This is a genomic window from Aquimarina sp. MAR_2010_214 (assembly GCF_002846555.1).
Lineage (GTDB): Bacteria > Bacteroidota > Bacteroidia > Flavobacteriales > Flavobacteriaceae > Aquimarina.
Window position 1 is genome coordinate 874,409 of sequence record NZ_PJMS01000001.1, and the last position, 21,813, is coordinate 896,221.

At 29.1% G+C, this 21,813-nt stretch carries 17 protein-coding genes; all 17 read left to right on the plus strand.

The window, feature by feature from the left end; translation table 11 throughout:
- Positions 1–224: 224 nt before the first annotated feature.
- The 17 genes from asnB to ATE84_RS03890 all read left to right on the plus strand — a co-directional run bounded on the left by asnB (position 225) and on the right by ATE84_RS03890 (position 21,781).
- Entirely contained in the window at positions 225–2,039 is a 1,815-nt protein-coding gene (asnB, locus tag ATE84_RS03810) for an asparagine synthase (glutamine-hydrolyzing) (RefSeq protein ID WP_101445910.1), read from the plus strand.
- A gap of 393 nt (positions 2,040–2,432) precedes the next feature.
- Positions 2,433–3,521, plus strand: coding sequence for a lipopolysaccharide biosynthesis protein (locus ATE84_RS03815; protein WP_101445919.1), 1,089 nt, complete (start codon positions 2,433–2,435; stop codon positions 3,519–3,521).
- 191 nt (positions 3,522–3,712) lie between these two features.
- Positions 3,713–4,321: an imidazole glycerol phosphate synthase subunit HisH gene (hisH, locus tag ATE84_RS03820; protein WP_101445921.1), complete on the plus strand. Its 609-nt coding sequence runs from the start codon at positions 3,713–3,715 to the stop codon at positions 4,319–4,321.
- A 5-nt stretch (positions 4,322–4,326) separates the two neighbouring features.
- Positions 4,327–5,088 (plus strand): AglZ/HisF2 family acetamidino modification protein, encoded by a 762-nt coding sequence (locus ATE84_RS03825; RefSeq protein ID WP_101445922.1) that lies wholly within the window; start codon positions 4,327–4,329, stop codon positions 5,086–5,088.
- A gap of 85 nt (positions 5,089–5,173) precedes the next feature.
- On the plus strand, positions 5,174–6,295 hold the full coding sequence (locus ATE84_RS03830; protein WP_101445924.1) for an N-acetyl sugar amidotransferase: 1,122 nt from the start codon (positions 5,174–5,176) through the stop codon (positions 6,293–6,295).
- A 152-nt stretch (positions 6,296–6,447) separates the two neighbouring features.
- Entirely contained in the window at positions 6,448–7,659 is a 1,212-nt protein-coding gene (locus ATE84_RS03835; protein WP_158237168.1) for an O-antigen ligase, read from the plus strand.
- Positions 7,656–8,948 (plus strand): oligosaccharide repeat unit polymerase, encoded by a 1,293-nt coding sequence (locus tag ATE84_RS03840; protein WP_101445928.1) that lies wholly within the window; start codon positions 7,656–7,658, stop codon positions 8,946–8,948. The genes ATE84_RS03835 and ATE84_RS03840 overlap by 4 nt, the downstream gene beginning before the upstream one ends.
- Before the next feature lie 151 nt (positions 8,949–9,099).
- Complete coding sequence (locus ATE84_RS03845) at positions 9,100–10,167, plus strand: hypothetical protein (protein WP_101445929.1); 1,068 nt, start codon at positions 9,100–9,102, stop codon at positions 10,165–10,167.
- Between the two features lie 146 nt (positions 10,168–10,313).
- Positions 10,314–11,450 (plus strand): N-acetyl sugar amidotransferase, encoded by a 1,137-nt coding sequence (locus ATE84_RS03850; RefSeq protein ID WP_101445931.1) that lies wholly within the window; start codon positions 10,314–10,316, stop codon positions 11,448–11,450.
- Positions 11,447–12,061: an imidazole glycerol phosphate synthase subunit HisH gene (gene hisH / locus ATE84_RS03855; protein WP_101445932.1), complete on the plus strand. Its 615-nt coding sequence runs from the start codon at positions 11,447–11,449 to the stop codon at positions 12,059–12,061. Before ATE84_RS03850 ends, hisH (ATE84_RS03855) begins: the two co-directional genes overlap by 4 nt.
- Before the next feature lie 3 nt (positions 12,062–12,064).
- Entirely contained in the window at positions 12,065–12,829 is a 765-nt protein-coding gene (locus tag ATE84_RS03860) for an AglZ/HisF2 family acetamidino modification protein (RefSeq protein ID WP_101445934.1), read from the plus strand.
- Between the two features lie 7 nt (positions 12,830–12,836).
- A complete protein-coding gene (locus ATE84_RS03865; protein WP_101445936.1) occupies positions 12,837–14,300 on the plus strand; it encodes an MBOAT family protein in 1,464 nt (487 codons plus the stop codon).
- 10 nt (positions 14,301–14,310) lie between these two features.
- A complete protein-coding gene (locus ATE84_RS03870) occupies positions 14,311–15,261 on the plus strand; it encodes a hypothetical protein (RefSeq protein ID WP_101445938.1) in 951 nt (316 codons plus the stop codon).
- Positions 15,262–15,349: 88 nt separating this feature from the next.
- On the plus strand, positions 15,350–16,804 hold the full coding sequence (locus tag ATE84_RS03875; RefSeq protein ID WP_101445940.1) for a hypothetical protein: 1,455 nt from the start codon (positions 15,350–15,352) through the stop codon (positions 16,802–16,804).
- Between the two features lie 90 nt (positions 16,805–16,894).
- Complete coding sequence (locus tag ATE84_RS03880) at positions 16,895–19,015, plus strand: bi-domain-containing oxidoreductase (RefSeq protein ID WP_101445942.1); 2,121 nt, start codon at positions 16,895–16,897, stop codon at positions 19,013–19,015.
- On the plus strand, positions 18,997–20,580 hold the full coding sequence (locus tag ATE84_RS03885; RefSeq protein ID WP_101445944.1) for an alginate lyase family protein: 1,584 nt from the start codon (positions 18,997–18,999) through the stop codon (positions 20,578–20,580). Before ATE84_RS03880 ends, ATE84_RS03885 begins: the two co-directional genes overlap by 19 nt.
- Before the next feature lie 7 nt (positions 20,581–20,587).
- On the plus strand, positions 20,588–21,781 hold the full coding sequence (locus ATE84_RS03890) for a glycosyltransferase family 4 protein (RefSeq protein WP_101445946.1): 1,194 nt from the start codon (positions 20,588–20,590) through the stop codon (positions 21,779–21,781).
- The last annotated feature ends 32 nt before the right edge of the window (positions 21,782–21,813 follow it).

The following is a 21,813-nucleotide window of genomic DNA, read 5'->3' on the forward strand; positions in this document are numbered from 1 at the left end:
GGTATCAGTAATGTTATCTGTTGTATTAGTAAAAGCATTTCGATTTTTTTCATAAGTGGTAATCTAAGTTTTTAACTTTTGTGTAAATCATGTCCCTTAACGAACATTCAGAGCACATATTACAAGTATGAAAAGAGGCGAAATTATAGTTTAAAATGGCTTTAGAGTAAAAGGGAAAATTTTAAAGTTTTGTAATACTAATTGATTTTGTTAAAAATAAAAACATGTGTGGAATAACGGGAATTATTGATAAAAAAGGAAAAGTAATAATGGATAGTGTTTTAAGAAATGCTAATGACATAATAAAACATAGAGGCCCAGATGGAGAAGGTTTCTACCATCACAACAATATTGGCTTAGCACATAGAAGATTGTCAATTATCGATTTATCTGAAGAAGGAAAACAACCTATGACTTATGATCAAGATAATTACGTGATTACTTTTAATGGTGAAATCTATAATTATATTGAATTAAAAGAAGAGTTATTAAAATTAGGACATGAGTTTAATAATAAAACAGATACTGAAGTAATATTGGCAGCTTATAAAGAGTGGGGTGATAGTTGTGTTCAAAAATTTAATGGTATGTGGGCTTTTGCTATTTTAGATAAAACAAAAGAAATTCTATTTTTAAGTAGAGATAGGTTCGGAATCAAGCCATTATACTATTATTCTGATGAAAATATATTTATATTTGGATCAGAGATAAAACAACTACTTCCATCTTTACCTTCTATAAAGGTTAATAGACAAATAATGTTTGACTATTTGATGATAAATAAACAAAACCATTCTAACGAAACGTTTTTTAAGAATATCGACTCTTTACCAAATGGACACAATGCCATTTATAATTTGAAAACAAATGAGTATAATATTTTGAAGTATTATACACTAAATCAAAAGGAAGAATTTAATGATTTATCTAATGAAGAGCTTTATAATTCATTTGAGAAGACTTTAAATGATTCTATTAAGTTAAGACTCAGGTCGGATGTTAAAGTTGGATCTTGTCTTAGTGGAGGAATGGATAGTTCAGCAATAACAGCAAAAGCAGCCGTAATGTATAAAGAACAAAATCCTAAAAAGAAATTTTATAGTATTACTGCAAAATCTGAAGATATAATAAATGATGAATCCGAATTTGCTAAATTGGTGGTTGATCAACACAAATTAGATTGGAATGTTACAGAACCTTCATATTCAGAATATAAAGAAATATCTAATAACCTATCTTATATATTAGAAGAACCTTTTAAAAGTAATTCTTACCATATGCAGTACTTTGTTATGGAAAAAGCAAAAAAAGATAATTGTATTGTTTTATTGGACGGACAAGGTGGGGATGAAAGTTTGTTAGGATATGAAATATATTACATTCCATATTTAAATCAGTTAAAAGGTTGGATAAATAAAATTAAGGCTTTAAAGTCAATAACAGGTAATTCAAAATTGTCCAACAGGGATATATTTATATATTATTTTTATTTTAATTTCTTTTTTATAAAAAAACTTCGCTTTAAACGAAAATCAAAATATATTAGAAAAGAATTTTCTAAGTATTTTAATAATCAATTATTGATCCAAAATAGTTTTAAAAAGAAAAGCATTTTTGAAATACAAAAGCATCATTTCTTAAATTTTCAAATAAAAAACCAACTAGTTTTTGCTGATAAAATTGCTATGTGGCACTCTATAGAAGCAAGATTTCCTATGATTGATCATAGATTTATTGAAACATCACTTTCTTTACCACTTGATTTTAAAATAAATGAGGGTTGGACAAAATATGTTTTAAGAAAAATATCAGAAGAAATATTACCAAAAGAAGTCGTGTGGAGAACTAATAAAATGGGATTTGAATCTCCTTTATCTTGGGCTAAAAAAAATGATGAGATGCTAAAAACAATAAAAAAATCCAAATTTATTAAAAACTTTGTGGATGTAGATGTTTTAAGCGATAAGATAGACGAAAACACAATTTTGAGACTCCATAGCTTATCTATCTGGGCAAAAACTTTTAATGTTTCATTTTAGGAAGAGGTAATTCCTTGATTCTCTTTTTTTATAGAAGGCAACAGAAAAGCATGAAAAGAATAGGTTTTTATCAAAAAAGTTGTCCTAACTATAGTTTATAAAAAATACTTCATTATGATTAATTTAAATAAGGGTATGTGTATTAAACCCTATCTATTGTTCTAAGTAGGATATAATTTAGGGGGTGCTTATAAGTTTATTAAACTTTGAACGATATAATTTGAGAGAATAATGTTATTTTTGCGGTCGGAGAATGCATTTTTTTGTTATTCGATTCAAATACAGGTGCTTAAGTATAAAGCGTTTTTCTTTTTGCAGAAAGCTTTTGTTTATGTACTTGATTAAGCATATAAAGAAATATTATGGGTGTTGTGAGATAACCATTATAATATTATGAATAGAATATTATCTTATATAAAAAAATCAGAATATACAAAGCATGTTTCTACATTGATAAGTGGGACGTTATTATCACAAGGAGTATTTTTTGCTTCTTCAATTATTATTGCGAGGTTATATACTCCTACAGAATTAAGCGTTTTTGCTATTTTTTTTTCTATTACATTTGTAATTTCGGGAGCTTCTAGTTTGAAATATGATCATGCAATAATAATTGAAGAAAATGATAAAAACACATTAAATATTCTTATAGGGTCACTTGTTTTATCTGTTATATTCAATACTTTTTGTTTATTTATTGTATTAATTTTCGGGAAATCAATAGGTGCATTATTTTCAATGGAACCAAGTTTTATTAAAATTCTATACTTTATACCTGCTGCTTCATTTTTACTGAATGCATATAATTGCTTTAAGAATTTTAGTAATAGGAATAGGTTTTATAAAGTAATGGCAGTTAATAAGATAATTGATAGTTCATCTATATCAATTGGTCAAATATTACTTGGATTGTTAAAGATGTCTGCAATTGGTTTGGTGTTTGGATATATTTTTAGTAAAATTATTTCATTATTTCACTTTGTTTTTAAAACAAGGAAGATCATTTTTTTCAATGATATCTCCAGAGAACAAATATTATCACAATTAAAATCACATAATAGATTTCCAAAATATTCTTTACCAGGTGAAACTGTAGGAACATTGGCAACACATTTACCTGTTTTCCTAATAGGGAATTTTTTTGGGGGAAATGCTCTTGGAAATTACTCATTAGTAGAACGAGTATTGAATGCTCCATCAAGTTTAGTCGGATCTGCTGTTTTGGATGTGTTTAAACAAAAAGCTAGTATTGAATATCATGAAAATGGTGATTGTAAAAAGCTTTATGTCAATACTTTTAAAATATTGGTAATTTTAGGTATCTGTCCATCCATTATATTGTTTTTTTTTGGTACTGAACTATTTCTTTTTGTTTTTGGAGAGCAATGGAGACAAGCTGGGGAATATACTAAGGTTTTATCTGGTTTGTTTTTTTTTTCGTTTTGTTGCTTCTCCATTAACCTATATGTTTTATATTGCTAATAAACAGAACTATGATGCTATTTGGCAGGTCTCCGTACTAATTGTAACAATATTTTCCTTCATAATAGGAGTATTGAAAAATGATATATTTTCAGCATTAATTATTTACTCCGTATTATATTCTTGTTTATACATAATTAGTACGATTATTTGTTTTAGATTATCATTAGGGAAACTCATAAGTAAAAAAAATGATAGCAATAGTAGATTATAAAGTGGGCAACTTAGGGTCAATTCAAAATATGCTAAAAAAGATAGGAGAAAGATCTATAGTGACCTCAGACCCAAAAGAACTTTCCAACGCAAAAAAAATAATCCTACCAGGTGTTGGTGCTTTTGATTCTGGAATTAAAAATTTAAAAAAATATAATTTATGGGAAGTACTTAATCAAAAAGCGTTAATCGAGAAAACTCCAATATTGGGTATCTGTTTAGGGATGCAGTTACTTTGTAATTCTAGTGAAGAAGGAAAAGAAAAAGGGTTGGGATGGATAAATGCAGAAGTAAAAAAATTTCACTTTTTAGAAAATCGCTTTAAAAGTCCACACATGGGTTGGAACTATACGTATCAACAAAAAGAAAGCAAGCTTTTAAAAAACATGTACGAAAACCCTAAGTTTTATTTTGTACACTCATTTTATGTAGACGTTAAAGATGCTTCACTTCTGACAAAGTCAAACTATAGTTTCGATTTTGATTCATCGGTAGAGAAAGAAAACATTTTAGGAGTTCAATTTCATCCTGAAAAGAGTCATAAATATGGAATGAAATTGTTAGATAATTTTGTAAAAAACTATTAGGCAAAATGGCTTTAAAAAGAATAATTCCTTGTTTATTATTGAGAGATGAAGGATTAGTGAAAACTCAAAAATTTAAAAACTCAGTTTATGTAGGTGACCCTATAAATACGGTAAAAATATTTAACGAAAAAGAGGTCGATGAACTAATTTTCTTAGATATTGACGCTACTAACAAAAAAAAAGAACCTCCATACCATTTAATAGAAGATATTGCTACAGAATGTTTTATGCCTTTCTGTTACGGAGGAGGAATAAAGACAATTGATCAAATTGGAAAAATTATTGCTTCAGGCGCAGAGAAAGTTGCTATAAATTCTGAAGCATATTATAATCCTGAGTTGATTAAACAAGCCTCAGAAATTTTTGGAAGTTCTACTATTGTAGTTTCAATTGACTATAAAAATGATTTTTTTGGGAAAAAAATAGTTTATGTAAATGGTGGTAAAAAATCAACAAAAAAGGATCCTATAACCTATGCAAAAGAAATGGAAGCTCTAGGGGCAGGTGAAATATTTCTAAATTCGATCAGTAGAGACGGAATGAAAGTGGGATTGGATATAGATATGATAAAGGAAATGAGTGAAACGATTTCTATCCCTGTTGTAGCTTGCGGAGGTGTAGAATCTTTAAAAGATATAGAACAAGCATTTAAAGAGACAGAGGTGACAGCCATAGGGGCTGGAAGTTTCTTTGTTTTTCAGGGAAAAAGAAATGCAGTATTGATTTCTTATCCTTCTCAGGAAGACATAGAACAAATTATTAATTAAACAATTTACCTTCATGAGGTTTAACGATAGATTTAATTAACTTTTCATGATTAATCTATTGAAATTTATAAAAGGATGTAGACTAATGAAAAACGAAAAATACCAAATATGCAAACGTTGCATCATGGATACAACAGATTCAGAAATAGTGTTCGATGCAGAAGGAAATTGTAATCATTGCAATGATGCGTTAGCGCGCAAAAATGATTCTTGGAAACCAAATAAAGAAGGTGAGGAGCGATTACTTAAAATTGTTGATAGAATAAAAAAAGAAGAAAAAAATAAAGAATATGACTGTGTTTTGGGTTTGAGTGGAGGCGTAGACAGTTCGTATATGGCATATAAAGCGCATGAACTTGGTCTTAGACCACTTGTTGTACATGTTGATTGTGGTTGGAATTCTGAACTAGCAGTAAAAAATATTGAAAACATTATTACAATGTTAGGATTTGAGTTGCATACTCATGTAGTGGATTGGCAAGAAATGAAGGACTTACAATTGGCATATTTTAAAGCCAATGTCGCGAATCAGGATGTGCCACAAGATCATGCTATTTTTGCAGCACTTTATAGTTTTGCAGTAAAAAATAATATAAAGTATGTTCTAAATGGATCTAATTTTGCTACGGAGAGTATTTTACCAAAAACATGGGGCTATGGTGCTTCTGACTTAGTAAACTTAAAAGATATACATAAAAAATTTGGAAAGAAAAAGCTTAAAAAATTTCCAAAGGTATCATTTTTTAAATGGTATATTTATTTTCCTTTCATCAGGAAAATGAAAATTCTTAAAATTCTTAATCTATTACCATATTCAAAAGATGAGGCCATAGAAGTTATGAAAAAAGAAATAGGATGGCAATATTATGGTGGTAAACATCATGAATCCCGTTTCACAAAGTTTTTTCAAGCGTATTATTTACCAACTAAGTTTGGATATGATAAAAGAAGGGCACACTTATCTAGCCTTATCGTATCAAACCAATTATCTAGAGAAGAAGCCTTGAAAGAGATGGAAATAGAAATATATCCTAATAATTCGCATATCGATGATATGGAATTTGTAGCTAAGAAGTTAGGTGTTTCGCTTTCAGAATTCGAAAAAATAATCCAAATGCCAAATAAATCATATGATGACTATAAGAATATAGAGAAATGGTTTTCATTTGGAATGAAGGTCAGAGATTATTTCAAAAAAGATGTGTGATTCACAAATAAATTTTTCAGGAGTTTATTAAAACAACGTGATCTAGATTATTATTTGTGAGAGATTCAATATATAGGTATTAAATAATTATATTCTCTATGATTATATCAAAGAAATATTTTTCTAATAAACAGATTAATAGGAAGATACAGATGTCTTTACTATCTCTTTTTGCTTTTAGTATACCTTTACTAACAAAGCTTTCGACTATTATTTTAATAGTATTGGCTATATATTCTCTTTTTTGTAAAAAAAATAATAATTTTAAAAGATTACCTTTTCTATTATTCCCGATTCTTTATATTCTAACTATTATATTCGTTTTATTTTCTAAAAATATTGATTTAAGCCTCCTTGAGCAACGTGCTTCTTTTATTGCTTTCCCAATAATTTTTTGGGCATTAAAAATAGAGCATCATGAATATATGAGGATATTAAAATTATTTGTTTTAGGTTGTGTAACAGCAATATTAATATGCTTTATATATGCTTTTTACAATTCTTTCTCCATCGTTAATGGTTATATTTTTTTTCAACCTGTTGTGAATGAAGAATTTTCATTTTTCTATTCTGTAGTAAGAGATGGAAATTATTTTTTTTCTGATTTTTTTTCTATTTTTCATCAAACAACTTATTTTTCAATATATCTTAATACGGCTATAGCAATTATCTTATCTTATTCTTTATGGAAAAAACATAAATTATATTTACTTTATTTGATTTTATTTTTGATTGGTATTTTCCAACTATCTAGTAAAGCAGGTATTTTTACGATAATGATAATATCTTTGTTCTTTATTTTTACGAATATTCAAAATATATTATCAAGACTAATATTGGTTATTATAATTATAATTACAGGAGTATTTACTATAGTTAATAACCCAAGGGGAAAGATTATGGTTGATGAATTTTTTGATTATGGGATATCATTCGAGCCTAGTGAAAGATATGGCTTTGCTTTACGATTAATGAGTTGGAATTCAGCAATTGAAATTTTAAAAAAACATCCTTTTTTGGGAGTAAGTATAGGAGATGTACAAAATGAATTAAACAAAGTCTATACAGAAAAAGGATATAAAACACCATTAGAAAAACGTTTTAATGCACATAATCAATTTTTACAATTTTATTTAGAATATGGTTTAATAGGACTCATTTCAACATTACTTATTCTATATTTTATAGTTAATATAAATAAACATAAGAATAATGACAGAAAACTTAATGTAAGCATATTTTTAATTTTATTTTTTAATTTTTTTTACGAAAGTATGATAAATAGATATTCAGGTATATCATATATCTTATTCTTCTATTATTTAATAGATTGTAGATACTATAATAATAAAGAAATTGAATGAAATATTTCTTAGACCAAGAAAAGTATAAAAACTTTTTATTACTAATCTCTTTGTTTTTATTGATGCAATTATGTTTTTCATTGGTATTTGAAAACTTGGGAGTATATATTAAGGTAAAAGATAGTTTGAAGTTAACTTATGGAATCAACTATTTTAAGTTTTTTATAAGTTTAATGATTGTACTAACGAGTATTACAATACTTAGTGTTACTAAAATAAAAGATTTTGGTTATGTTGTAAGTTCATTATTCCTCATATTTTCTGTTTTTCCAAGTGCAATTCATTTTGCAAATATTGAACCATTTGATATTAGAATATTTGTTTCTCATATTTTGTTATTTATTACTGTTATTGTCTCATGCAAAATAAAAATTAGCTTTTATAATAAAGTATTTAATAAAAGGCATTCTATATTATTGTTATTATTCATATCTGTTATTGGAACTATTCCTTTTATAATTTATTATAGCCCATACATTAATTTAAAAAACCTAATGTTTAAAGAGATATATGAAACAAGAGCTATGATGGGTGAACAAATTAAAATTACTTATTTAGATTATATTTACTCTTGGTTAAATAAAATTATAATTCCTTGCTTATTAGTTTATGGTATTTATTATAAGAAGAGATTAATAGTTTTTTTTAGTGTGTTATCAATTGTTTTTCTGTTCTTATGTGGAGCAAATAAAATAGTTTTTGTTGGACTTTTTATGATGCTAATTTTATACCCTTTCACATACAAAGTTAAATTGACATTTTTTCTAAGATTTTTAATTGGTATAATTAGTATTGCATTATTTTTATCTATTGTATTTGATAATCATTTGCTGATGCAACATTCCTTACGAAGAAACTTCATGTTACCATCTCTATTAGATATACTCTATTTTGACTTTTTTGAAGATAATTATTTATTATGGTCTGAAGTAATTAATGGTCTATTTATTGATTACCCATACGATCGTTCATCAGCATTAATAATTGGGGAAAAATATTTTGGAATAGATATTTGGTCAGCAAATAATGGAGTGATTTCAAACAGTTTTGCAAACTTTGGAATAATTGGAAATATTATTAATATAGCAACTATCGGTTTTTATATTAGTATATTAAATCACTTAAATATTAGTAGTAAGTTTTTTGGAATTATATTTATGATGATTGTTCTTTTTTATAATTCTGCATTAACTACAGTTCTAGTTTCTCATGGAGGAATAATTCTATTGATGTTAGCTCTTTTTTTTCTGAAAAATACTAAAAGCACAATGGATTATGAAGAAAACTAATGCTGATGAAATTAGATAATTTCTGCAAAAAACATGTCAAATAGAAGGAAATTGATACATTAATCTTGAGATTATTTTATAAACAAAGTATATTTTAAATGATTGGTCTATTAATATAGGACTCATAATATCAATTTTAAATAAAGGAATAATGAAAAAAGTGCTGATATTAACAAAAACGAACTGGGGTGAACCTCCACGTATAAGACATCAGATCACTAGACTACTAAAAGAAAAAGGATATAAGATAACATATGTTGAGAAAAACTCCTATCGTAGTGTTTTTATTAAAAATAGAATAGAGGAAAGTATAGCTTTTTGTTCCCATGCAGAGCTAATTCATCATCAATTAAGATACTTCCCTTTTATACAAAGGCTAAATAATTTTGTTGTAAAGTATTATTTAAAAAAAATCTTAAAAGAAGTTGACTTTGATTTTATAATGAATTTTAGTTATGAGTATGACTTTTTAAAGGAATTAGCCCCAAATAAAAAAGTTATAACAATGATGGAGGATGATTTCGAAGCTCAAGCAAAATTTGGGATGACAAGAGCCATTAGAAATCAGATAAAAAGTACGTGTAGAAATTCTGATCATGTATTAACGGTTTCCTATCCTTTATTTGATAAATTAAGTTTATATAAAAATAATGTCACTATGCTCTTTCCTTGGAGTCAGAGAGAATATGAGAAGCCAAAACAGCAAAAAGACCGAAAAACGGTTTTATATTTTGGTTTTGTGGGTAGGTTAGACTGGGGAATTACAGAATCAATAATTAAAACTACTAATTATAACTATAGATTTGTTGGACCTACCATCAGAAACTCTGATGCTAAGATGGTAAATTATTTAATGCAGACATATGATAACTTTGAACATATTGGTTATAGTAAAATTGAAGAATTAGAAATTGAAGATGTTTTTTGCTCAATTTTACCCTATGATTCAACTTTAGGGAATGTACAAGCTTGTACAGTTAGCAATAGAGCGTTTAATTTGCTCTCGCTCGGACTTCCTTTGGTTTATGCTGACCTAAGGAATTTGATAAAAGCACCCAAAACAATAATGAGAACAAATAAGACATTAGAAGAGTATCAAGAAACATTACATTTTTACTTTGATAATTTTTACGAAGCACAAAATGATATTGAAACTTTTCTTGAAAACCATTATAAAGAATCAAGGTGGACGGTTTTAGAAAGCATTATTAATACGTGACGACAATTAGCAAATTTGGATCTCGCAATAGAATTTTTTTGTTTAATCGATAGCTCGAAATGTAATAATCTTGACATAATAACCTTATTTTTGCTTCAGAAAACAGTAAAAACATAGAATTATATTTTAACTATTAAGGTAAAATAATGAATAGAGAATATAGAATTTGTTCAAATTGTGTGATGGATATCACAGATTCAAAAATAACTTTTGATGAAAAAGGAGTATGTGATCATTGCAATACATATTATAAAGATATTTTACCGAACTGGCATACAGATGAAAGAGGAGACGAGACTCTTAAAGAAATAGTTTCTAAGATCAAAAAAGAAGGAGAAGGAAAAGATTTTGACTGCTTAATGGGGATGAGTGGTGGCATTGATAGTTCTTATCTTTTATATATGATGAAAGAAAAATACGACCTTAGACCGTTAGTTTTTCATGTAGATGCTGGGTGGAACTCTCAGGTCGCTGTAAATAATATAGAACGATTAGTAGATGGTTTAGGTTTAGATTTATATACAGAGGTTATTAATTGGGAAGAAATAAAGGATTTGCAATTGGCGTATTTTAAATCCGGAGTACCACATATAGATACCCCACAAGATCATGCATTTTTTGCTACCATGTATAAGTTTGCTTCAAAACATAAGATTAAACATATTCTTACAGGAGGAAACTATTCAACAGAATGTGTTAGAAACCCATTAGAATGGATGTATTATCAATCAGATTCAATTCAGTTAAAAGATATTTATAAAAAACATGGTACAGGTAAATTAAGAGATTATCCGGTAACTAATATCTTATGGCATAAAGTGTATTTACCTTATGTAAAAGGAATAAAACTAATCAGACCCTTAGACTATATTCCTTATCATAAGGATGACGCTATGCAAGAATTAGTCGATAAATTTGGCTATCAGAAATACCCACAAAAACATTTTGAATCTCGTTTTACGAGATTTTATGAAGCATACTGGTTACCTAAAAAATTTGGCTATGATACTAGAAAAGTACAATTTTCTAGTTTAATATTAACAGGGCAAATGACAAGAGAAGATGCTTTAGAAGAATTAAAGAAACCAGCCTATGATCCCGAAACAATCAAGCAAGATTTTGAATTTATAGCAAATAAATTAGGAATATCAGTGGAAAAGCTACAAAGCTATATGGATGCGCCTAATAAAACGTATAAGGATTATAAATCTCAAGAAAGCATTTATAATATTGGAGCAAAGATGATGCGTCTAATAGGATTAGAAAGAGGAGGTAAACGATGATTAAAATAGTTAATTATGGTTCAGGAAATATTCAAGCCATATTAAATATCTATAAGCAATTAAATATAGAATGTTTTGTGGCCAACACGCCTCAAGAGCTGCTAGGAGCTACTAAATTAGTTCTACCTGGTGTAGGAGCTTTTGATGAAACCATGGATCAATTAATTAGATCTGGATTTAAAAAAGAATTAGATCATTTGGTTTTAGAAGAAAAAATCCCCGTGATGGGTATTTGTGTTGGTATGCAGATTTTAGCAAAAAGAAGTGAAGAAGGAGAATTAGATGGATTGGGATACATTGATGGAGAGGTCAAAAAATTTGATAGTAGGAAATTTACAGAAAAGCCATATCTACCGCATCTAGGTTGGAACAGCATACAGCCAACTAAAGAAGGTAAAATTTTTGAAAATATTGACTTTGATCGTGGTTTCTATTTTTTACATACGTATTATTTTTCTTGCAATACCATAGAAGATAAACTCGCTAGTACGCAATATGGAGGTGAATTTTCATCAGCGGTAAATCATGATAATGTTTTTGGGATGCAATTTCATCCAGAAAAAAGCCATAGCAACGGTATTCAATTATTTAAAAATTTCGCTAATCTATAATATATGCTAAGATCACGAATAATACCATGTTTATTGGTCAGAAATAAAGGATTAGTAAAAACAGTTCAATTTAAAGATTCTAAGTACGTAGGAGATCCTATAAATGCCGTAAAGATATTTAATGAAAAAGAGGTAGATGAATTGATTGTTCTGGATATTGATGCTACCAAAGAAAAGCGCGAACCAGATTTTAAAATGATTGAAAACCTGGCCAACGAATCAAGAATGCCTCTTTGTTATGGTGGCGGTGTAAAAACTGTAGAACACGCTAAACAAATTATACATTTAGGTGCAGAAAAAGTTGCCTTAAGCTCTGCTGCGATAGAAAGCCCTAATTTAGTTGTTGATATAGCAAAAGCTGTTGGGGTACAAAGTGTAATAGTAGTTTTAGATGTTAAAAAGAAAGGACTTTTTGGTAAATATCAAGTGTATATCCATAACGGTACAAAAGCCACAGGAATAGACCCAAAAGAACTAGCAGTGCAGTTTGAAAAACTTGGAGTAGGAGAAATTGTGATTAACTCTATAGATAATGACGGGATGATGAAAGGATACGATTTAAAATTGATAGATTTAGTTAGATCTGCTATTAATATTCCTATGACGGTTTTGGGTGGAGCAGGAGAATTGACTCATATTAAAGAAATTATTAAAAAATATAAAGTAATTGGAGTAGCAGCCGGTAGTCTGTTTGTTTTTAAGGGTAAGTATAAAGCTGTTTTAATAAATTACCCTAATCGTGCCGAAATCAAAGAATTACTAAAATAAATTAGATATGCTTTTTAATTCTATTGATTTTGCAATATTTCTACCAGTAATCTTTGTTTTATATTGGTTTGTAGTTAATAAAAATTTAAAACTCCAGAATTTTCTAATTGTTATCGCTAGCTATTTTTTCTATGGTTGGTGGGATTGGAGATTCCTTGCACTAATTTTATTTAGTACATTAATAGATTATACGGTTGGCCGATTATTAGAAAATGAGAACAACCAGATTAAAAGGAAAACTTTGTTATGGATAAGTATCATTGTAAATTTAGGATTCTTAGGCTTTTTTAAATATTATAATTTCTTTCTGGATAATTTTATTGGAGCTTTTAGTTTTTTTGGAATTCAGTTTAACACGAATTCCTTAAATATTATTCTTCCGGTTGGAATCAGTTTTTACACATTTCAAACCTTAAGTTATACGATAGATGTATATAAAAAGAAATTAAAACCAACAAAAGATTTTATAGCGTTCTCTGCGTTTGTTAGCTTTTTTCCTCAATTGGTGGCAGGTCCTATAGAAAGGGCAACAAATTTATTACCTCAATTCTATAAAAAACGACAATTCGATTATGACAAAGCAATTGATGGAATGCGTCAAATACTTTTTGGATTGTTTAAAAAGATAGTTATAGCTGACAATGCAGCTATATATGTGAACCAGATTTTTGATAATCATACAGAATATTCAGGAAGTACTTTGTTGTTAGGAGCGGTGTTCTTTGCATTTCAGATTTATGGAGATTTTTCTGGATATTCTGATATTGCAATAGGAACCTCCAGGTTGTTTGGGTTTAACTTAATGAGAAATTTTAACTTTCCATACTTTTCAAGAGATATAGCAGAGTTTTGGAGAAAATGGCATATTTCTTTATCTACCTGGTTTAGAGATTACGTGTATATTCCTTTGGGAGGTAGTAAAGGAGGAACTTCAATGAAAATAAGAAACACCTTTATTATATTTATTGTAAGTGGGTTTTGGCATGGAGCCAATTGGACATTTGTTATTTGGGGATTTATTAATGCTTGCTATTTTTTACCTCTAATGCTATTTCAGAGAAATAGAAAGAATATAGGAATGATTTCAGAATTTAGGGTTTTACCTACGCTAAAAGAACTATTACAAATATGTACTACATTTTTATTAACTGTAATAGCCTGGGTATTTTTTAGAGCAGATAATCTTGGTGCCGCTTTTAGTTATTTAAAAAGAATTTTTTCGTCTAGCTTATTTCATGTGTCATCTCAGGATTTAAAGCATATTAGTGATGGGGCTCACATAATTTATTTTATCCTAATTTTGATACTATTTATTGTGGCAGAATGGTTGCAAAGAAAGAAGGAGCATGGACTTCAATTTGCACCTAGATCAACAAATAGAATTTTTCGATGGGGATTATATTATGTTATAGGGTTTATGATATTTTGGTTTGGAGGCTCTCAGCAAAGCTTTATCTATTTTCAGTTTTAAATAAAAAGTCATGAATAAATTTTTAAGTAGAACTCTTATATTTTTCATTCCATTATTTCTATATCTTATTATAGTTTTAGCTGTAGATCCATATAACTATTTTAGCTCTGAGGTAGTCTCTTCAGAAATCAAAAAGAATATTGCTTTTAAATTAAATTATCCATTGTTTAAGCTACTAGCTTATGAAAAAGAACCAACAAAGAATATAATTCTTGGGGATTCTAGATCAAATAATTTGGATATAGATTTTGTTAATAGTTGTGGAGACAAAAAGTTTACTAACCTAGCTTATGGAGGGGGAACATTACAAGAAATTATTAATACGTTTTGGGAGGTGTCAAAAAATGCAAAACTCGAAACGGTCGTTATTGGGGTGAATTTTAACCTTTACAATAAGGCTAATGCTATGGATAGAGTTTCAGAAGCAATATCTCTTAAAAATAATTTTGTTTCATATGCTACCAGTAAATACACATTTAAGTCTACAGGGCTTATCGTAAAAAGTATCTTATTGAACGAAACTTATGATTTAGAAGTACCAGAGATGTCAAGAGAAGAATTCTGGCGGTACCAATTAAATTCTTCGGCGAATAACTCCTATAGAATTTATAAGTACCCAGAAAATTATTTTCTAGAACTCCAGCAAATAGCAGTGTACTGTAAACAAAACAATATTAAGCTTTCATTCTTTATTCCTCCTACTCATGTGTCTCTACAAGAGAAAATAGATGAATTTAAACTTACAATGCAAGAAGAAAAATTTAAAAAAGATCTAATGGGACTGGGGTCTGTGTATGATTTTGATTTTTCTAATGAGATAACTAAGAATAAAGATAAGTTTAAAGACCCTTATCATTGTAAAGAATCGGTTACAGAAATTGTTGCCAAAATTGTTTTTTGCAAAAATACAACATCAAATTTGTCTCAATATTATAGGTATCATGCTATGGAGAATAAATAAGATTATTTAAAAAATGAAATAGTTTGGTAACATTTTATGTTTACGGAACATATATTTGAGAAAGAGAATTAATTAAAAAAACACAGTAATGAAAAACTTAGTTTATTTTTTACCAGTTTTACTTTTTATTAGTTGTAAAAGTGATGATGATCAGTCACCAGAATTAGAAGAGATTAATGTCTGTATTATTTTTAAGAATCAAAGTATAATAGGTTTATCCGATTTCCAATTTAAGATATTAGATAAAGATGGTAATACACTTTTACTAGATCGTACTCATTTTAACAAAGAAAATTGTTTAAAGATGCAAAAGAATGTACCTGTTTCTTTAGAACTTTATGTAAAAGACAATTGTAGAGACTTTGTTTATAAGAAAGAATTAGGAACTTATTCATTGAATGATAATATAGAAGTTGTTATTAATGATGAAGTTTTACAAATTGATAGTGTCTATGAAGGAGATATAGAGATAAAAAATCAAGAGGAATTGGATGCCTTTGGTTGTCAAGGGTATAAAAAAATTAACGGAAGACTTAGTATACATGGTGTAAATAATTTGAACTCTCTTATTAATTTAGAAGAAATAAAAGGTTGGTTACTCATAGGGAGTTCGTTTTTTACTTCGAATGGTCAATCAACTTTTCTTCAAAACAAAAGAAATCTTGATTTAAAATCTTTATCTGGCCTTGATAATTTGGTGACTATAGAAGGAGGGCTTGTAATACATATGAGTGGTATTTCAGATTTATCTGGATTGACTAACTTAGAGAATTTAGAAACTCTAGTTATTGGTGGTAATGATAACTTGGTAAGTTTGAAAGGAGCTTCTAAGCTTAAGAAAATATCAAAAAATTTTTACTTGGGAGGGTTAGCGACCTGGATGTGTGATTTTACTTTATCTTGTGCATATATATCAGGGAATACCAACCTTGAAACATTATCCGGTTTAAATGTAGAACACATTGGTGAGAATTTTGCAATACGTGGCTCAGGTATTAGGAATTTTGAAGGCTTATCCAATATGAAAAATATTGGAACTTTAATTGTAAGCTCAAATGCCAAATTGGTTAATTTTTTAGGTTTTCCTACAGGAAATATTGTTAGTAATAATATAACAATTGGAGAATATTTAAATTTCCGACTTAATTTTTTTAATGAATCTCATAATCCTGCATTAGATAACTTGAAAGGATTAGAAGGTATAACATCTCTAAAAGGTAAATTAAGTATAGGACTAAATGACAAGTTAACATCATTAGATGGATTAGAAAATTTGCAATCTGCTAAAAACATAACTATATTTTCCAATCCATTATTAACAAGTTTAGAAGGGTTATCTTCTTTAATTTCAGTAGAGAATTTAAATATTGGTAGCGGCCCAAAAAATTCGGATAATGACTCTTCTAAAAATGATGGGAACCCTTTTCTAAAGGATTTTTGTGCTCTTAAAAATACCACAATTACCGGTAGATATGAAGTTATACATAACGGCTACAATCCAACAAAAGAACAATTAACTACAGATCAGTGTAAAGTAAATTAGAATACTTTCTCAAAAATGAACAAAAACCCTTTAGATTACCTGATTAAACAGTAATTTTGGCAAAACCTCTGAAAAGACTAGAAAATAAAGATGAAGCAAATCATACAAGACCTTAAAAACGGAGAAACTATCTTAGAAGAGGTGCCAGTTCCTATGGTAAAATCAGGACATGTACTAATTAAAACAACTAAGTCATTAGTTTCTTTAGGAACAGAAAGAATGTTGGTGGAGTTTGGGAAAGCAAATTTTATCCAAAAGGCACGTCAGCAACCAGATAAAGTAAAGATGGTTTTAGATAAGGTAAAGACAGATGGCTTGAAACCAACTATGGACGCTGTTTTTAACAAATTGAATCAACCATTGCCGTTAGGGTATTGTAATGTGGGTGAGGTAGTAGCAGTAGGTAGAGGAGTTACAGAATTTACAGTTGGAGATAGAGTAGCCTCTAATGGTAATCATGTAGAATATGTTAACGTTCCTAAAAATCTGGTAGCTAAGATACCAGATAATGTAACCGATGAAGAAGCAGCTTTTACGGTAATTGGATCTATTGGTTTACAAGGCATCAGGTTATTAAATCCAACTTTTGGAGAGACTATGGTGGTAGTTGGATTAGGACTTATTGGTTTGGTAACAGCCGAGCTATTACTTGCTAATGGATGCAATGTTATCGGTTTTGATTTTGATCCCGAAAAAGTAAAAATTGCAAAAGAAAAGGGCATTGTAGCTATAAACCCTGCAGAAGGAACAGATCAGGTAAAATTTGTAGAATCATATACAGGAGGAATTGGTGCAGACGGAGTAATTATTACAGCATCCAACAAGAGTAATGAAATTATTTCGCAATCTGCAAATATGTGTAGAAAACGAGGTAGAGTAGTTCTCGTTGGAGTTATCGGATTAGATATCAGTAGAGCAGATTTTTATGAAAAAGAAATTTCTTTTCAGGTATCATGCTCATACGGGCCAGGAAGATATGATGAAGAATATGAACAAAAAGGGAATGATTATCCAATAGGGTATGTTCGATGGACAGAGAAAAGAAATTTTGAAGCTGTATTAAAGGCTATTTCTAGAGGAACACTGGATGTAAAACCATTAATTACAGAAAGAATCCCTTTACAGGACTACCAAAAGATTTATGGAGACATGGGGAACTCAAAATCGATTGCTTCGATTCTTGAGTATGATAGTACAGAAGAGATAACATCTACAGTAGCAATTTCTAAGAAAAGTTTCGAAGGTAAAAAAGGTGTGATTGGGATTGTTGGTGCAGGAAACTTTACCAGTTCGACAATATTACCTAGTCTTAAAAAATTAAGTGCAGATGTAAAATATATTGCAAGTTCTGGTGGTTTGTCATCTACTATAATGGCCAAACGCCATAATATTGCTATGTCAACCTCAAACTATAAAGAGATTTTAGGAGATAATGAAGTTGATCTAGTGTTTGTGACAACGCAACATCATATGCATGCTTCAATGGTTTTAGAAAGTTTAAAAGCCAAAAAAAGCGTTTTTGTAGAGAAGCCATTAGCACTTACAAGTGTAGAATTAGAAGATATTATTGCAGAATATAATACTCAAAATGTAAATGTTTCTGTTGGGTTCAATAGACGCTTTGCACCTTTGGCCAAAAAGATGAAAAAACTTTTGGGTAATGATAATACTCCTATCAATATTATAGCGACTATGAATGCCGGCTTTATTCCTGCAGATGTATGGGTACATGATATGGAAGTAGGAGGTGGTAGAATTATCGGTGAGGCATGCCATTATATAGATTTATGTACTTATTTTTCGGGAAGTAGGGTGACAGCTGTTTGCATGAATGCTATGGGAACAAACCCCGAAGAGAATACAGATAATGCTAGTATTCTTTTAAAATACGAAAATGGGACTAACGCAGTAATCAATTACTTTGCAAACGGAAGTAAAGCATATTCTAAAGAACGATTAGAGGTATATTCTCAAGAACGTACCTTGATTATGGATAATTGGAGAAAGTTAAAATCCTTTGGATTTAAAGGAGGAGGAAAAGCTTCGTCTAAACAAGATAAAGGCCATTATAACCAGTTTAAAGAGTTGATAGAGCAGCAGCAAAAAGGAGGAAATCCTATCATTCCTTTTGATGAGATAGTAAACACTACAAAAGCATCATTTGCGGCTATAGAATCTCTTAAGCAAGGAAAATGGATAGAAGTAAATTAGTATTACTCATACATACGGTAAAGCACCTTAAGTTTAAACAAGTCTATTATCAAGTTTTTTATAAAGTTAGGAATACATTTTTTAAAAAGGATTATGCCAAAAAATTAGTAAAAGAAATAGAACCTTTAAAGTGGAATGATTCTTTTTTTTATCAAAATAGTTATTCAAAAGAGAGTGCTTTTACTTTTCTCAACATAACACACAAATTTGAAGGTGAAATAGATTGGAATTATCAAGAGTTTGGAAAATTATGGACCTATAACTTAAATTATTTTGATTTCTTAAATCAAGAAGAAATCAATGTAAGCGAAGGGTTGAAATTGATCGAAAACTATTTGAAAAATGAAGAGAATTTAAAAGACGGAAAAGAACCATACCCTATTTCTTTAAGAGGTATTAATTGGATTAAGTTTTTATCAAAAAACAATATTTCTGATGCAGATATTGATCAAGTATTATATAATCACTATCAAACATTAACTCATAATTTAGAATATCATTTATTGGGAAATCATTTACTCGAAAATGGATATTCATTATTATTTGGTGCCTTTTACTTTAAGGATGAAGTTTTATACAAAATTGCAAAGCAAATTTTAACTAAAGAATTGTCTGAGCAAATACTATCTGATGGAGCTCATTTTGAGCTTTCACCTATGTACCATCAGATTTTATTACATCGCTTATTAGATTGTATTAACCTTGTGAAAAATAATCCTTGGAAAGAAGATACATTGATAGTTTTTTTAGAAGAGAAAGTCACTGTAATGCTTTCTTGGTTGCAAGGAGTTACCTACCGTAACGGAAACATTCCGATGGTCAATGATAGTGCTTATGATATAGCACCGTCATCAGATCAATTATTTACGTATGGATCCTATTTAGGTTTACAATGGGGTGAAATAAAAGTTTCAGAATCAGGGTATAGGATGTTTAGAAAAGACAGTTATGAACTTTTTGTAGATGTAGGTCAGATTGGTCCAAAATATCAACCTGGTCATGCGCATTCTGATACATTTAATTTTGAATTGTATGTAAAAGATAAACCAGTTATTGTAGACTTAGGTACGTCTACATATGAGAAAAATCAATTGAGGTTACAAGAACGACAAACAGCCAGTCATAATACAGTAAAGATTGGTTCTTATGAGCAATCAAAGGTTTGGGATGGTTTTAGAGTAGCAAAGCGGGCAAGTGTCATTAGTTTAAAAGAAGATAAGAACAAAATTGAGGCAACTCATAATGGATATAATGAACTTGGTCTTTTGCACACTAGGAAGTTTTTTCCTGAAACATCAGCAATTACTATAAAAGATGTGATTTCAAAAGAGACAGAGCAAGAACAAGTTGCTTTTTTTCATTTTCATCCTGACGTTAAAAATATTCAGATCGATCGTACAGAGGTACATTTACCAAATGAGAATATTTATATAAAGTTTGATAAAGAAATACTCAAAATTGAAGCAGAAAATTACGATTACGCTTTCGGATTTAATAAAAGAGAAAAAGCAAAAAAAATAAAAGTGTATTTTAATACAACTTTGTCTACCATAATTAATTTGTAAATAAAGAATGAAATTACTTTTTTTAACAGATAATTTTCCTCCAGAGGTAAATGCTCCTGCCACTAGAACCTATGAACATTGTAAAGAATGGGTACAAGATGGTGTAGATGTTACAGTAATCACATGCGCGCCAAATTTTCCAAAAGGAAGGGTTTTTGATGGTTACAAAAATAAACTGTACCAAAAAGAAATCGTTGATGGGATTAAAGTAATACGAGTTTGGACTTATATCTCTGCAAATGAAGGATTCTTAAAAAGAATTTTGGACTATTTAAGTTTCATGATAAGTTCTTTTATAGTAGGGTTATTTATAAAAACAGACCTTATTATAGCTACATCGCCTCAATTCTTTACGGTTATTTCTGGGCGCTGGTTGTCCTTTTGGAAACGAAGGAAATGGATTATGGAGGTAAGAGACATATGGCCAGAATCAATTAAAGCCGTTGGTGCTATGGATACGAATCCAGTAATACGGTTTTTTGAATTTTTAGAAAAGAGAATGTATAAAAGTGCATCAAAAATTGTTGTGGTGACAGATTCTTTTAGAAAAATTTTAATAGAAAGACATAATGTGCCTAGCTCCAAAATAGGAGTCGTTAAAAATGGAGCGAATACTTCATTATTTAAGCCTGTCGAAAAACATGCTGGTTTGTTAAAAGAATTAAATCTAGAGGATAAAATAGTAATAGGGTATATAGGAACTCATGGTATGGCTCATGCCTTAGATTTTATATTAAAATGCGCAAAAAAGATTCAGAATAAAAAAGTACATTTTCTTTTTTTGGGTGATGGTGCAAAAAAGGTAGAGTTGTTAGAACTTAAAAATACATTAAAATTAGACAATGTAACGATGTTACCTTCTGTTAATAAACAAGAAGTGGTTAACTATATTTCAATTCTTGATATAGCATTAGTAAACCTTAAAAAGTCGGATACATTTAAGCATGTAATTCCATCCAAAATTTTTGAATTATGTGCTATGAATAAGCCAATTTTATTAGGAGTTGAAGGAGAAACTAAAATTTTAATCGAAGAATATAAGGTGGGTGTGACTTTTGAACCAGAAAATGAGAAAGATTTTTTGGACAAGGTCATGATTATAATAGAAAAACAAAACCATAAAGAAGGTTTTGAGAACCTCATTAGAGATTTTGATAGAAAAATTTTAGCAAAAAAAATGCTGATGTTTATTAAGGATTAAATTTTAATCTAAAAACTTTCTCTACTTTTACC